Source organism: Stenotrophomonas sp. Steno-Z2 (assembly GCF_056393235.1).
Genome location: NZ_JBWJOY010000002.1, coordinates 151,059 through 165,829 on the forward strand (window position 1 = coordinate 151,059; position 14,771 = coordinate 165,829).

General features: G+C 69.2%; 13 protein-coding genes. 2 read left to right on the forward strand and 11 right to left on the reverse strand.

From position 1 onward, the window contains the following. Positions 1 to 155: 155 nt before the first annotated feature. From AC06FP_RS05720 to AC06FP_RS05735, 4 genes are read right to left on the reverse strand one after another with little or no spacing between them, the layout of a single operon-like run. Complete coding sequence (locus AC06FP_RS05720; protein ID WP_478074854.1) at positions 156 to 770, reverse strand: inorganic diphosphatase; 615 nt, start codon at positions 768 to 770, stop codon at positions 156 to 158. 10 nt (positions 771 to 780) lie between these two features. Further along, a complete protein-coding gene (locus AC06FP_RS05725) occupies positions 781 to 2,148 on the reverse strand; it encodes a purple acid phosphatase family protein (protein WP_478074855.1) in 1,368 nt (455 codons plus the stop codon). Continuing rightward, on the reverse strand, positions 2,145 to 3,263 hold the full coding sequence (locus tag AC06FP_RS05730; protein WP_478074856.1) for a phytase: 1,119 nt from the start codon (positions 3,261 to 3,263) through the stop codon (positions 2,145 to 2,147). Before AC06FP_RS05730 ends, AC06FP_RS05725 begins: the two co-directional genes overlap by 4 nt. Beyond that, the gene (locus tag AC06FP_RS05735; protein ID WP_478075291.1) at positions 3,263 to 5,776 is read right to left on the reverse strand and encodes a TonB-dependent receptor; all 2,514 of its coding nucleotides are present in this window, start codon (positions 5,774 to 5,776) and stop codon (positions 3,263 to 3,265) included. Before AC06FP_RS05735 ends, AC06FP_RS05730 begins: the two co-directional genes overlap by 1 nt. 211 nt (positions 5,777 to 5,987) lie before the next feature. On the opposite strand from AC06FP_RS05735, the gene upp reads away from it, so the two are divergent. Continuing rightward, entirely contained in the window at positions 5,988 to 6,620 is a 633-nt protein-coding gene (upp, locus tag AC06FP_RS05740) for a uracil phosphoribosyltransferase (RefSeq protein ID WP_478074857.1), read from the forward strand. A gap of 116 nt (positions 6,621 to 6,736) precedes the next feature. Here the strand turns inward: upp and AC06FP_RS05745 are convergent, their stop codons facing one another. The 7 genes from AC06FP_RS05745 to rsmD all read right to left on the reverse strand — a co-directional run bounded on the left by AC06FP_RS05745 (position 6,737) and on the right by rsmD (position 12,677). Then, positions 6,737 to 7,573, reverse strand: a complete 837-nt coding sequence (locus tag AC06FP_RS05745) for an alpha/beta hydrolase family protein (RefSeq protein ID WP_478074858.1) — start codon at positions 7,571 to 7,573, stop codon at positions 6,737 to 6,739. A gap of 161 nt (positions 7,574 to 7,734) precedes the next feature. Next, the gene (locus AC06FP_RS05750; protein WP_478074859.1) at positions 7,735 to 8,625 is read right to left on the reverse strand and encodes an MBL fold metallo-hydrolase; all 891 of its coding nucleotides are present in this window, start codon (positions 8,623 to 8,625) and stop codon (positions 7,735 to 7,737) included. A gap of 130 nt (positions 8,626 to 8,755) precedes the next feature. Next, complete coding sequence (gene ggt / locus AC06FP_RS05755) at positions 8,756 to 10,510, reverse strand: gamma-glutamyltransferase (RefSeq protein WP_478074860.1); 1,755 nt, start codon at positions 10,508 to 10,510, stop codon at positions 8,756 to 8,758. Beyond that, positions 10,507 to 10,791, reverse strand: a complete 285-nt coding sequence (locus tag AC06FP_RS05760) for a YfhL family 4Fe-4S dicluster ferredoxin (protein ID WP_456119195.1) — start codon at positions 10,789 to 10,791, stop codon at positions 10,507 to 10,509. Before AC06FP_RS05760 ends, ggt begins: the two co-directional genes overlap by 4 nt. Before the next feature lie 202 nt (positions 10,792 to 10,993). Next, complete coding sequence (locus AC06FP_RS05765) at positions 10,994 to 11,485, reverse strand: hypothetical protein (protein WP_456119194.1); 492 nt, start codon at positions 11,483 to 11,485, stop codon at positions 10,994 to 10,996. A gap of 44 nt (positions 11,486 to 11,529) precedes the next feature. Further along, positions 11,530 to 12,036 carry a pantetheine-phosphate adenylyltransferase gene (coaD, locus tag AC06FP_RS05770; protein ID WP_055769370.1) on the reverse strand — a complete coding sequence of 169 codons (507 nt, stop codon included), beginning with the start codon at positions 12,034 to 12,036 and terminating at the stop codon, positions 11,530 to 11,532. Beyond that, the gene (rsmD, locus tag AC06FP_RS05775; protein ID WP_478074861.1) at positions 12,033 to 12,677 is read right to left on the reverse strand and encodes a 16S rRNA (guanine(966)-N(2))-methyltransferase RsmD; all 645 of its coding nucleotides are present in this window, start codon (positions 12,675 to 12,677) and stop codon (positions 12,033 to 12,035) included. The genes coaD and rsmD overlap by 4 nt, the downstream gene beginning before the upstream one ends. A gap of 142 nt (positions 12,678 to 12,819) precedes the next feature. On the opposite strand from rsmD, the gene htpG reads away from it, so the two are divergent. Continuing rightward, on the forward strand, positions 12,820 to 14,718 hold the full coding sequence (htpG, locus tag AC06FP_RS05780) for a molecular chaperone HtpG (protein WP_478074862.1): 1,899 nt from the start codon (positions 12,820 to 12,822) through the stop codon (positions 14,716 to 14,718). The last annotated feature ends 53 nt before the right edge of the window (positions 14,719 to 14,771 follow it).

The window sequence follows — 14,771 nt, forward strand, 5'->3', positions numbered from 1 at the left end:
CGCCCGCATCCATGGGCGCGCCGAAGATTGATGGCCGTCGCTGCCGCATCGGCTGCTCCAGCAACAGGCTGCGGCCCACCGCGCCCGGCAAGGCGGCCATGCCGGCCAGCACGGGCGGCGACGGCGGACGAGCCGGCCAGCCGCGCCTGCTGAGGCTATTTGCCGTAACGCTGCATCGCCTCGCTGATCAGCTCCCGGGCTTCGGCCGCGTTGCCCCAGCCGTTGAGCTGCACCGGGTTGCGGCCCTGCGGCAGGTCCTTGTAGACGCGGAAGAAGGCCTCGATCCGCTGCCGCTCGAGCTCCGGCAGGTCGGCCAGGTCGCGGATGCGCGCATAGGTCGGGTCGACCTTGTCGGTCGGCACCCCGATCACCTTCTCGTCGTGCTCGCCGTCGTCGATCATCTTCAGGTAGCCGATCGGGCGGAAGCGCACGATCACCCCGGGGTGCAGCGGTTCGCGGGTCAGCACCAGCGCATCCAGCGGATCGTTGTCGCCGGCCAGCGTGCGCGGCATCGAGCCGTAGTTGGCCGGATAGGCCACCGGCATCGACTGGAAGCGATCCACGTGCACCAGGCCGTCTTCCTTGATCTCGTACTTGGTGAAGCTGCCGGCCGGGATCTCCACCGCCAGGTTGACCTCCTGCGGGGCCTGCGCCGGCTGGGCGGCCAGGAAGGGATGCAGCACGGCATCGGTGGCGGCCGCGGCACTGGCCAGCAGCAGCAGGGACGCGCCGATGGCGGCCAGCGGAACGATGCGGCGGTGTCTGGTCATCGGTGCGTCCTCATTCCCAGCAGCGGTCGGCGCGGCCCTTGGCGGTCTGCGCGCGCGGGCAGTCACGGGGGGCGATGCGCCCTTCGACAAGCTCCCGGAGTTCCTTGCGCCCCTCGGCATCGCGGCGCAGCTCGAAGGCGTCGTACAGGCGCCCGGTCACGGTGCGCGCTTCGTAGCGGAGGCGCCGGGGGTCGATGTCCAGCACCTGGAACAGCTGGGTGTCCTCGGCCACCGGGGCCATGGTCCTGCGCGCTTCATCGGAGAGCCGGTACTGCTTCGGCCCTGCCACGGACACCACGTACTGCGGCGTCGCCGCCTGCCCTTCGCCACGGCGGCCATAGGTGTGGTCATGCCCCTGCAGCACCAGGTCCACCTTGTGGCGATGCACCACCGGCAACAGCACCTCGCGCAGCGCGGTGTTCTCGCGCCCCTCGCGCGGCGAGTAGAACGGCTGGTGCAGCAGCACGATGGTCCACGGCTGCGGGTTGCCGGCCAGCACCTGGTCCAGCCACTGCGCCTGCGCCGTGGCCGTGCCCAGGTCCAGCGCCGAGGTGCCGTCGAGCACCGCCACGCGCACGCCCTGCGCATCGAACCAGTAGCTGGTCTGCCGCGCGGCGGCGGCACCGTTGCCCGGCAACGCGAACGTCACCGGCCAGTGCCGGCCCAGCACGCGCCGCTCCTGCGGGGTGTCCTCGAATTCCTCGAAGTACTCGTGGTTGCCGATCGCCGGCGCCACCAGGGTCTCCTGCGCCAGCCAGCCCGTCGCGGCGAACCACTCGCCCCACTCGCTGTCGTCCATGCCGTCGCCACCGCTGACCAGGTCGCCGGCGAACAGGCTGATGCGCGCCTCCGGCGCCGCCTTCTGCGCGGCGCGCACCACGCGGCTGACGTGGCTGGCGTTCTTGTTCTGGGTATCGCCGAAGTACAGCAGGGTCAGCGGCTGGTCGGCCGCGGCCAGCGTGCGCAGCTGGTTCCACGCGCTCCAGCTGCCATTGCCCTGCACGCGGTAGACGTACAGGGTGTCCGGCTGCAGGCCGTCGACGTCGGCGCGATGATGGTGCGAGAGGCCGTTTTCGGTCTGCAGTGCCCGGGTGGTCGCGCGCACCTGGCGGATGCCCTCGATGGCCGGTGAGTCCCCGGCCGGGGCGATCTCCAGCAGCGGCGCCTGCACGCTGCCATCGGTACGCCAGGCCACGGCGAAACCGTGGGCGGGATCGGCCGCGGGCGAGGCGACGATGCGGTCCGGCACCGTCGTCGCCGCGTAGTGGCGGCTGCCGGGCGGCACCTGGGTGTTCGGTTCTGCCGCCGCCGGCGCGATCGACGGCAGCGCCAGCAGCAGGCCCAGCGCCAGCCTGCGCATCACGCCCTGCCCGCTCATGCGCCACACTCCAGCGGCAGGGCCAGCTGCCTGGCGATGCTCTCCCAGTCGAACGCCACCGCACCCTGGTCGTCATGCACCGCATACAGCGCGCCGTGCGGGAAACGCGCGCTGGGCTGCTGCATCATCCAGATGCCGTCGGTATTGGCCACCGTATTGCCCTGGAACGCCCCCACCGGCTTCAGCGTATGCCGGTCGAACAGGTGGAACACGCTGCGCTGCTTGCCCTGTTCGGTGGTGATCCACCAGCCGCCCTTGCCGCAGGTGCGCAGGCTGACGCCTTCGGCCTGCGCCTTGAACACATCGCGGCCGAAGGTGGTGCCGGTAAAGCGGCCGGCCAGCGTGTAGACCTTGAATTCGCTGGCGTAGCTTTCATCCTCCTCGGCGATCAGCAGGCGGTCGTTGGCCGGATCCCCCCAGATCGATTCGACCACGCGCAGGGCACCGGCTTCGCTCGTGTCGCCGATGCTGGCCACGAGTTTCGCCTCGACCTTCGCGCCGTCGCGGGTGACGTGGTACCGGCGCACGCGCCTGTCCAGCTCGGCCAGCGGCGGCAGGATGTCGTTGCCCTGCGCGTCCTCGCCATCGTCCCAGGAATCGGTGACGTAGACACTGTAGCCGTCGGCACGGCGGTCCACCCACAGGCCATAGGGCTTGCGCAGGTCCTCCGCCGCGAACGTGGCCAGCGGCCTGAACTCCGGCAGGGCCAGCACCTGCACGCGGTGGTTGTCGCGCTCGACGATCCACAGCAGGTCGTCGACCACCGCGATGCCGTTGGGACGGTCGAGCTGGCCCAGGGCAGTGCCCGTGCTGCCGACGTCGCGCAGGTGCTGGCCCGTGCTGCCGTCATACACCACCAGCTTGTCGGTGGCCTTGGCGGTGGCGATCAGCCAGGTCTTGCCGTTCGCTGCCTGCCAGGCAGCCGGCGAATCGATGTTGTCGTCCGGCGTCATCGGGGTCAGGAAGGCCTCGGCAACGGTCGCCACCGCCCTCGGTGCATCTGTGGCCTGCCTGGCCGCACCGGAGCCGGCGTCGCCCTGCCTGGCCGCCGGCATGCAGCCGGCGGCCAGGCAGGCGGCCATCGCGGCCGTCAGCAGGGTCATGCCACGCCCCATCACAGGGCCACCTTCAGGCCGACGGCGTAGGTGCGGCCATACTCTTCCAGCTGCAGGGTTCGCGAGCGGGTGCCCTGGTACAGCTCCAGCGGCTTGTCCAGCAGGTTCTGCGCTTCGAAGTACATGCTCACCCGCGGGCTGAACCGGTAGTCCAGCGAGAAGTCGAGCTGGGTATGCGGCGCCACGTAGATATCGAAGGCACGGCCCTTGCCGATGCTGTCCAGATATTCGCTGCGGTACACCGCCGCAAGGCGCGTGCTCAGGCCATGCTTCTCATAGCCCAGGTGCGCGCTGTAGACGTGCCTGGAAGCGCGCGGCAGCATGAAGTCCTCGCCGGCGCGCTCCTCGATGCCGGCATCGAACTCGGTATCCAGCCAGGTGCCGCTGGAGCCGACCAGCAGGCCATCCAGGCCTGCCGGCAGGAACGCCAGCTGCTGCTGCCAGTTGAACTCGGCACCCCGCACGGTGGCCTTTTTGCCGTTGATCGGCTGGGTCACGTCGAAGCCGCCATGGGCCGGATCGTTGCTGCGCACGGTTTCCACGATGTAGCCGTCGATGGACTTGTGGAACAGGCCGAGCGAAACGATGCCGGTGCTGCCGATGTATTTCTCCACCGACAGGTCGATGTTGTTCGATTCGTACGGATCCAGTTCCGGGTTGCCCAGGCGCACCTCCTCGTCGCCGCGGCTGTAACCCACGCGCGGGGAAATGTCGCCGAAGGACGGGCGCGAGACGGTCTTGTTGGCCGAGGCGCGCAGCACCCAGTCATCGGCCGCGTCGTAGCGCAGGTGCAGGCCCGGCAGGACATTGGTGTAGCTGCTGCTGGCCATGCGCGGGGTGACGGTGAAGCTGCGGCCGTTGGCCGCCACGTCGACCTGGTTGCCGACCGCCCTGAAGCGGGTGTTCTCCACGCGCACGCCGCCGATGATGCGCAGCGCGCCCACGTCCCAGGTACCCATGGCGTAGCTGGCGAAGATGTCCTCGCTGGCCACGTAGTCCTCTTCCAGCGAGGTCATCGCGTTGTCGCCCACATCCTGCGGGCGGGCGCCGTACTGGCCGCCGTTGGCCGCCCAGTAATCGCGCATCGCATCCGAATCCATGCCATCGCCCATGTTGCCGTGGCGGTGGTCGGGCGAGCCGGTGGTCCAGTCCGACAGCGCCACCTTCGGGCCGACGCGCAGCTCGCGCTCGTCGACATTCACGTCGCGGTCGCGCCAGCGGCCCAGCAGGCCGAACTTGATGCTGCTGCCGTCGCCGTCGAAGCGCACGTTCACCTGCGCGCTGTGTTCCTTGTCGTTGACCTGCTTGGGCGAGATCACGAAACGATCGAAGGCGTAGTTGCCGTTGTCCAGCCACTGCGGGTTGTCGAAGCTGTAGGCCGGCAGGCGGCCGCGCTGGTCCAGCGTGCCGTTGAAATCGGCGCCATCCAGCTTGAAACGCGCCTCCATTTCATCGTTCACCCGCTCTTCGGTGCGGGTATAGCCGACCCTGTAGTCGACCACCGCCTTGGTCAGCCGGTTCTCGCCACCCAGGCTGGCCGCGAAGGTGTTTTCCTTCTTGGTGCGGTAGCGCATGCGCTTGTCGATGGCATCGCCGGGCATGTCGTCCAGGCGGTACTGGTCGGTGCCGGTGCTGACCATGTCCGCGTCGTCGAAGTTGAAGATCACGCGCTGCCGGGTCTCGGCATCGTCGAACTGGCTGTACAGCGTGCGCAGGTAGTACCTGTTGTCCTCGTCCGGACGCCAGTCGAGGTTGAGGTTGGCGCCGATGCGCCTGCGCTCGATCTCGTACTTGCGGTGCTGCAGGTTGATCGCGGTGACATCGCCAGGCGCGGCGTCGTCCTCGCCGTCGTACTCCACCTCGGTGTTGTCCGACTCGAACTTGCGCTTCTGGTAGTTCACGCCGACGGCCACGCCGAAGGTGTCGTTGAACACTTCGCTGTAGTTGAAGGCGGCCTTGGGGCTGGTGTGGCCGGACAGCTGCTGGTGGCTGCCCTCGATCTTGCCGCGCAGGCTGCGGCCCTCGCGGTCGAAGGCCGAGGCCGACTCCACCAGCACGGCACCGCCGATGGCATCACCGGGCATGTCCGGCGTCGGCGATTTGACCACGCGCAGGCGCTCGGTGGAGTCGGAGGGAATCACGTCCAGCGGCGCCGCGCGGCTGGAATCTTCCGGAGTACCCACGGCGATGCCATCCACGCTGACGCTGTTGAGGTTGGCATCCAGGCCGCGGATGACCACGAACCGGCCCTCGCCCTGGTCGCGGGTCACGCTGACGCCGGGCAGGCGCTGCAGCGATTCGGCCACGTTCTTGTCCGGGTACTGGCCCAGGGCATCGGAGGACACCGCGTCCTCGATGGCATCACTGCTGCGCTTGAGATCGACCGCGCGGACCTGCGATTCGAGCTGGGCGCGCACTTCGACGCGGTCCAGATCGATCGCGTCGGCCGTCGCGGTGCCGGCAGCGGCGAGCGCCGGCTGCGCGGCCGCCTGCCGGGGTGCCGCGGCGCCCATCGCCAGGGTCAGGGTGATGGCAACGGCCAACGGAGTCTTGATATGCACTGGGAAGCCCCATTCCTGTTAAGAATGGGTCTGCACGGTATGTCCGCAAGATTGCATGGCCGTGACATGCGCGCACGGTTTTCTCCAACCCGGACCCGCCCGGCTTGGGGTTCGGCCCGGTGATCCGGCAGAATGCGGGCCTCTCCTCTTTGCACGTCCGCCCATGAAGATCGTCGAAGTACGCCACCCGCTGGTGCAGCACAAGATCGGCCTGATGCGACAGGCCTCGCTCAGCACCAAGGAGTTCCGCGAGCTGACCGACGAGCTGGGCAGCCTGCTCGCCTACGAAGCCACCGCCGACCTGGAAACCGAACCCTGCACCATGGACGGCTGGGCCGGCCCGGTCACGGCGCAGCGCATCGCCGGCGCCAAGATCACCCTGGTGCCGATCCTGCGCGCCGGGCTGGGCATGCTCAACGGCGTGCTGTCGCTGATCCCGGCCGCGCGCGTGAGCGTGGTCGGCCTGCAGCGCGACGAGGAAACCCTGCAGCCGGTGCCCTACTTCGAGCGCCTGACCGGCCGCCTGGAAGAACGCGACGCGCTGATCCTGGACCCCATGCTGGCCACCGGCGGCACCCTGGTGGCCACCATCGACATGCTCAAGCGCGCCGGCGCACGCCGCATCAAGGGCATCTTCCTGGTCGCCGCGCCCGAGGGCCTGCGCGCGGTCGAGGCCGCGCACCCGGACGTGGAGATCTATACCGCGGCCATCGACGAGCGGCTCAACGAGCGGGGCTACATCCTGCCCGGCCTGGGCGATGCCGGCGACCGCATCTTCGGTACGCGGATGCACTGAGCGGCACCACGCCCACCCGCTGTCGATCGTTTCGCCGCGGATCGCCGATCACGCCGTTGGCGGAAGAAGCGCCGCGGATCGATGGCGATCCGCTCCGCGCCGGCAGCGGTGTGCGCTCAGCGGCTCACCCGGCGTTCGCCAGCCGGCGGCGGCGCATCGAGCAGCTGCCGCGCGCGCGCATCGCCCAGCAGTTCGGCCTGCAGGAAGGCGGTGCCCAGTTGCCGGGCGCGCTCGAACAGCGCTTCCGGCTCGCCGCCGATCAGGTTGTGCCCGCCGCCGGCCAGCACCACCGCCTGCCTGTCGCCGGCCGGCGCGGTCTGCACCGGGTACAGGTGGTCGGCCGGGTCGGTGACGAAACCCGGCACGAGGTCCTCGTCACCGGTCACCAGCAGCAGCGGAACCGCCAGCGACGCATAGGAATCCGGCCCGATCAGCCCCGGAATCCGGCCCGGCGAGGAGTAGCCCAGCACCGCCACCACGCCGGGATCGCGCAGCGGCCCGAGCCCGGCCAGAGCCCCGCCCTGCACCGCCGAGATCAGCGTGCCAAGACTGTGCCCGGCCGCCGCCATCGGCAGGCCCGGCCAGCGCGCACGCGCATAGGCGCTGGTCGCGCGCATGTCGGCCAGGCGCTCGCCGAAGCCCTGCTGCAGCGAGAACTTTTCCCGTTCCGGATACCGGACCGAATCCACGTGCAGCGGCGCCAGCACCACGAAACCGGCGTCGGCCCAGGTCTGCAGCAGGCGCTCGTAGCGCTCCGGCCAGGCGCCATGCCCGCTGGAGAACAGCACCACGCCGCGCGCCTGCGCCGGTTCCCAGATGGCCAGTGTGGTGGCGCGTTCGGGCGATACCTGCAGCGGCACCGTGGCGCTGGGCGCGGCGAAGGCGTGCTGGGCAACGGCCAGCGACGCCAGCGCCAGGGCGAACAACCCCCGCAGGAAAGAGCGCCTGTGCATGGCGCACGGCGCCTCCTTTCGCGAAGTTCCGCCCTGGAAAACCGTCGTCTCGTTGTTTTTCATGCCAGATCCCGCGTTGGAAGACGGGACCAGTGTCCGCGACGCGGCCGCCGCCGGCAGGAGCCGGCGGTCACCCGCGCGGGGTGCCGGAAGTCACTTTTTCATGCGGCCAGCAGGCGCGCGCGCAGCTCGGCGACTTCGTGGGTGACGCCGAACCGGCCCTTCTCGTCGCGCGTCACCTGCGCCATCGCGCACTGCGGGTCGTGGGTGAAGAACAGATGCACGTTGCGGGCGAGCTTGTCCTCGAGGAAGGCGCGCTTCTCGTCGATCAGCAGCTCGGCGTTGCGGTCGTAGCCCATGGTGATCGGCACGTGCACCCAGGAACGGCCGGGGATCAGGTCGGCGCAGAACACCAGGCCGCCATGCGGCTGGCCATCGATGCGCTCGGGGCCGACGATCTCGGCCAGCATCAGCCCCGGCGTATGCCCGTCGCTGAAGCTGAAACGCACCGAATCGCCCAGCGCCCGCGAGTGTTCGCCCGACACGATTTCCAGGCGGCCGCTGGCTTCAAGCAGGCCCGGCAGTTCCGGGATGAAGCTGGCGCGGTCGCGCGGATGCGGATGGCGCGCGCGCTCCCAGTGCGCGGCGCCGACCACGAAGGTCGCGTTGGGGAACAGCAGCTCCGGCGCGCGCCCTTCCGACCACGGCGCCAGCAGGCCGCCGGCATGGTCGAAGTGCAGGTGGCTGAGCACCACCACGTCGATGTCCTCGTGCTCGAAACCGGCCTCGCGCAGCGAATCGATCAGGATGTGGCGCGGCTCCTGCACGCCGTAGCGCTCGCGCAGCTTCGGCTCGAAGAACGCGCCGATGCCGGTCTCGAACAGCACCGTCTTGCCGCCGAGCGGGCTGGCCAGCAGCGCCCGGCAGGCCAGCTCGATGCGGTTGAGCTCATCGGCCGGCGTCCATTTTTCCCACACGGCCTTGGGCGCGTTGCCGAACATCGCCCCACCGTCCAGCTTCTGGCTGTTGCCACGGATCGACCATAGTTTCATATGAAAAATTCTACCGTCGCCGCGTTAAATATTCGCAAGGCGCGCGGCGTTTCCGGCGCCCGGTCCGAAAACGCGGAACCCCGCCATGAAGGCGGGGTCCGCGGGCAGGAGGCCGTGGTGGCGGCCAGGCTCAGTCGCCCTTGCCCATCTTGCGCACTTCGGCGCTGCCCACCGGGTTGCGCGGGTCGCTGCCGCCGCTGAGGGTGTTGCTGCGGCGGTCCCATTCCACCGTCTGCAGGTTGCCCCAGACGTGGCTGGAACCGCGCCCGCCCTCGGCGCTGTCGCCCGGCAGGTCGACCTTGTGGCCCATGGCCTGCAGCTGGCGCGCCACTTCAGGGGTGAACGCGCCGCTCTCGGCCGAGATCTCGTCCGGCAGCCACTGGTGGTGGTAGCGCGGCAGCGCCGCGACCTGCTGCGCGCCCAGCCCGGCGTCGTAGCCGAGGATGCCCAGCAGCACCATGGTGATGATGCGGCTGCCGCCCGGCGTGCCGATCACGATCACCTTCTCGCCGTTTTCCATGAAGGTCGGCGTCATCGAGCTGAGCATGCGCTTGCCCGGCTTCGGCGCGTTGGCCTCGTAGCCCATCACGCCAAACGCGTTCGGCGTGCCCGGCTTGAGCGCGAAGTCGTCCATCTCGTTGTTGAGCAGCACGCCGGTGCCGGCCGGGATGAAGCCCGAGCCGTACAGCAGGTTCACCGTCTGGGTGCCGCCGACGCGGTTGCCCTCGTTGTCGATGATCGAGAAATGCGTGGTCTCGTCGTCTTCCAGCGGCGTCGGGTTGCCCGACAGCAGGTCGCTCGGGGTGGCCTTTTCCGGGTGGATGGTGGCACGCAGGCCCTGGGCGTAGTCGCGGCTGGTCAGCACCTTCTGCGGGATCTGCACGAAATCCGGATCGCCCAGGAAGAAGGTGCGGTCGCGGTAGGCGCGGCGCATCGCTTCCACCACCAGGTGGGTGCGGTGCGCGTCGTCCAGTTTGGCCAGGTCCCAGCCTTCCAGGATCTGCAGCATGGAGGCCAGCGCGATGCCGCCGGAGGACGGCGGCGGCGCGGTGGTGATCTTCCAGCCGCGGTAATCGAACACGATCGGCTCGCGCGCCTTGACCGTGTAGCCGGCCAGTTCCTCGGCGGTCCACTGGCCGCCGGCCTTCTTCACCCCGGCCAGCAGCTTGCGGGCGGTCTCGCCGCGGTAGAAGCCGTCGAAGCCCCTGTCGGCCAGCAGCCGCAGGGTATGCGCCAGTTCCGGCTGCTTGAAGATGTCGCCCTCGGCGATGGGCCGGCCGTTGCGCAGGTAGACCTCGCGCGTGCCGGGGTAGCGCTCCATCACCTCGCGCCGCGAGGCATAGCCGCGCGCCATGCGCGCATACACCGGGAAACCGTCGGTGGCGATACGGATGGCCGGGGCCAGCGATTCGGACAGCGGCAGGCGGCCATGTTCGCGCGCGAGCTGCACCAGCAGCGCCGGCAGACCGGGGATGCCGGCCGACCACGGGCCGTTGACCGAGCGGTCGCGGTCCAGCTCGCCGTTTTTATCGAGGAAACGCTCCGGCGTGGCCGAGGCCGGCGAGGTCTCGCGCGCGTCGAGCATCACGTCCTTGCCGGTGCGCGCGTCGTGCAGCATGAACAGGCCGCCGCCGCCCAGGCCCGAGCTGATCGGCTCGACCACCGCCAGCGTGGACGACACCGCCACCGCGGCATCGAACGCATTGCCGCCCCTGGCCAGGATCTCCATGCCGGCCTTGGTCGCCAGTTCGTGGCCGCTGGCGATCGCCGCGCCGTCGGGGTGCGCGGCCAGCGCCCGGGCGGGCGCCTGCTGCGGTGTCTCCGCTGCCCATGCCGCCGGTGCCAGCAGCGCAAACAACAGGAAGGAACGCGCGAAACGTTTCATGCCGAGGGGGTCTCCGGTTCGTACAGTTCGGGATGGTCGCGCTGCAGCGCATGCAGCTTGGCCAGCAACTGGTCGTGGCTCTCGGGAATGTCTGGGTCCGGGTCGATGCATTCGACCGGGCATACCACCACGCATTGCGGCTCGTCGAAATGGCCGACGCATTCGGTGCAGCGGGCCGGGTCGATCACGTAGATCGTCTCGCCCATCGAGATGGCCTTGTTCGGGCAGGCGGGCTCGCAGACGTCGCAGTTGACGCAGAGCTCATTGATTTTCAGAGACATGCTTCAACCACCGTTCCCGCGCAGGCGGAAGTGCCTTGCAACAGCCCAATGGCTGCCCGACTGCTCCCGCTTCCGTGCCGGCCGCGGCCGGGCCTTCGAAAGCGACTCCCGCCTTCGCGGGGAGTGTTCTTCAACGGACGTATGTCCGGTCGTGGCGCAATGGCAACCGCGGGGCCGCGCAGCGCGGCCCCGCGCCATTGCATCACTTGGCTTCGACGAAGATGTAGTCGGCGCCGGTCGGCTGCACGATGGTCTGCACGCGGGCGTTGTCGGCGGCATCGCCGATGTACACCACGCGCACGCCCTTCATCGAATCGGCCTGCACGCCCTTGAACGCGGTCTCGATCAGGTCGGCCATCTTCGACGAGGCCGAGGAACCGAAGGCCAGCATGTTGCCCGGCGACACGCCGCGGCCGATGGCGGCGGTGGCGCTCTCGACCTGGCGCTCGTACTTGGCGGCGAACTCCGGATCGGACTCCGGCACCAGGTAGTACAGGAACGGGTTGTTGGTGATGTTGCCCATGTTCTGCACGGCCACGGCCTGCAGGTACTTGCGCCAGCCGGCGTCGTCGTCCTTGGCCGGCGCGACCAGCGCCTGCTGCGCCTCGGCGACCGGGGCGGCCTCTTCCTTCTTGCAGGCGGTGAAGCCCAGCACCAGCGAAGCGGCAAGCATCACGCGCATCGTGTTCTTCATGGATCGTCTCCCTCTGTTGGATTCGTTACAGCTGTTGGGATGGGTCAGGCGCCCGCGCGGGATTCGCGGGCCTTGCGCAGCGCTTCCAGCACGGTGGCCGGCACGAAGCCGGATACGTCGCCTCCGAGCCGGGCGATTTCGCGCACCAGCGAGGAGGAAATGAAGCTGTGCTGTTCGGACGGGGTCAGGAACAGGGTCTCGACCTCCGGGATCAGGTGGCGGTTCATGCTCGCCATCTGGAATTCGTATTCGAAATCGGACACCGCGCGCAGGCCGCGCAGCAGCACGCCGGCATGCACCGAACGCACGAAATGCGCCAGCAGGGTGTCGAAACCGACCACCTCGACGTTGCCGTGGCGGGCCAGCGCCTCGCGCGCCAGGTCCACGCGCAGCTCCAGCGGCAGCGTCGGCCCCTTGGACGGGCTCTGCGCCACGCCGACCACGATCTTCTCGAACAGCGGCGCGGCCCGGTGCACCAGGTCGATGTGACCGTTGGTGATCGGGTCGAACGTGCCCGGATAGACGGCGATGCGGGGGTTGGACGGGGTCATGCGGACGGAGTCGCGTTCAGGTCACCGCGAAGTGTAGCAGCGGCGCGACGGTACAGGGCATAACCCACATCGCGGGTGCCGCCCTCGCGGTGCAGGCTCCAGCCCGCGGGCGGAAGCGGCGCCGCGCCCGCCGGCGCCTCCACGTACAGCCAGGCGTCCTCGGCCAGGTGCCGCGGCAGCCGCTCGTATACCTGCGCCCACAGGCCGGCGGCGAACGGCGGGTCCATGAACACGATGTCCGCGCGCATCGGCGCGGCGGTTTCCAGCCAGCGCAGCGCATCGCCGGCGGCGACCTGCACCTGGTCCGCGGCGCCGAGCCGCTCGACCACGCCGCGCAGCGCCGCGACCAGCGCCGGATCGCGCTCGACCAGCTGCGCCGAAGCCGCGCCGCGCGAGACCGCCTCCAGCCCCAGCGCGCCGCTGCCGGCGAACAGGTCCAGCACGCGCGCGCCCGGCAACCTGGGCATCAGCCAGTTGAACAGGGTCTCGCGCACGCGGTCGCTGGTCGGGCGCAGCCCTTCGGCCTGCGGCACCTGCAGGCGCGTATTGCGCCAGCGCCCGCCGATGATGCGCACCTGCCCTTCCCCGCCATGCGCGGGACGCCGGGAAACAAGGCCGGAGGATCGAGGGGGACGGGGCATGCGGCGGGCGGCGGAAACGGGCCCGCATGATAAGCCGAACCGATCCGCTGCTACGCCCTTCGGCCTTGAAATCCGCCGCCGGGCCCACATCCGTGGGCCATCGGCCGCCCTGCGGCCAGGCAACCATGGAGCGAACCCGACGATGACCGCCGAAGCCCACAAGGAAACCCGCGGTTTCCAGACCGAGGTGAAGCAGCTGCTGCACCTGATGATCCACTCGCTGTATTCGAACAAGGAAATCTTCCTGCGCGAGCTGGTCTCCAACGCCGCCGACGCCGCCGACAAACTGCGCTTCGAGGCGCTAACCCGGCCGGAGCTGCTGGAAGGCGACGGCGCGCTGCGCATCCGCATCGAGGCCGATCCGGCCGCGCGCACCCTGACCATCGACGACAACGGCATCGGCCTGAGCCGCGAGGAAGCCATCGCGCACCTGGGCACCATCGCCAAGTCGGGCACCGCCGACTTCCTGAAGAACCTGTCCGGCGACCAGAAGAAGGACGCCAACCTCATCGGCCAGTTCGGCGTGGGCTTCTATTCGGCCTTCATCGTCGCCGACCAGGTGGACGTGTACAGCCGCCGCGCCGGCCTGCCGGCCAGCGAGGGCGTGCACTGGTCCTCGCGCGGCGAAGGCGAGTTCGAGGTGGAGACCATCGACAAGCCCGGGCGCGGCACCCGCATCGTGCTGCACCTGAAGGACGGCGAGGAAGGCTTCGCCGACGGCTGGAAGCTGCGCAGCCTGGTCAAGAAGTACTCCGACCACATCGGCCTGCCGATCGAGCTGGTCAAGGAAGCCCAGGGCGAAGAGCAGCCGGCCACGCCGGAGTGGGAAACGGTCAACAAGGCCAACGCGCTGTGGACCCGGCCCCGCTCCGAGGTCACCGACGCTGAATACAACGAGTTCTACAAGCACATCGCCCATGACTTCACCGACCCGCTGGCATGGAGCCACAACAAGGTCGAGGGCAAGCTGGAATACACCTCGCTGCTGTACACGCCCGGCCGCGCGCCGTTCGACCTGTACCACCGCGACGCCGCCAAGGGCCTGAAGCTGTACGTGCAGCGCGTCTTCATCATGGACCAGGCCGAGCAGTTCCTGCCGCTGTACCTGCGTTTCATCAAGGGCGTGGTCGACTCCAGCGACCTGCCGCTGAACGTTTCGCGCGAGATCCTGCAGTCCGGCCCGGTGATCGACTCGATGAAGTCGGCGCTGACCAGGCGCGCGCTGGACATGCTGGAAAAGCTGGCCAGGGACAAGCCCGAGGACTACCAGCGCTTCTGGAAGGAATTCGGCCAGGTGCTGAAGGAAGGCCCCGCCGAGGACTTCAACAACCGCGAGAAGATCGCCGGCCTGCTGCGCTTCGCCTCCACCCGCGGCGGCGACGGCGAGCAGAACGTGGCGCTGGCCGACTACGTGGGCCGCATGGTCGAAGGCCAGGACAAGATCTATTACCTCACCGGCGAGAGCCATCTGCAGGTCAAGGACAGCCCGCACCTGGAAGTGTTCCGCAAGAAGGGCATCGAGGTGCTGCTCATGACCGACCGCATCGACGAGTGGCTGATGAGCTACCTGCACGAGTTCGACGGCAAGTCGTTCGTGGACGTGGCCCGCGGCGACCTGGACCTGGGCACGCTGGATTCGGAGGAAGAGAAGAAGGCGCAGGAGGAAACCGCCAAGGCCAAGGAAGGACTGGCCACACGCATCAAGACCGCGCTGGGCGAGGACGTGGCCGAGGTGCGCGTGTCGCACCGCCTGACCGATTCGCCGGCGATCCTGGCCATCGGCGAGCAGGACCTGGGCCTGCAGATGCGGCAGATCCTGGAGGCCAGCGGGCAGAAGGTGCCGGAAAGCAGGCCGGTGTTCGAGTTCAACCCGGCGCACCCGCTGATCGAGAAGCTCGACGCCGAGCCGGACATGGACCGCTTCAGCGACCTGGCGCGCGTGCTGTTCGACCAGGCCGCGCTGGCCGCCGGCGACGGCCTGAAGGACCCGGCCGCCTACGTACGCCGGCTCAACAGGCTGCTGCTGGAACTGTCCGCCTGATGCTCAAAGCCCCTCTCCCCCCGGGAGAGGGGTTGGGGTGAGGGTACGGGCGA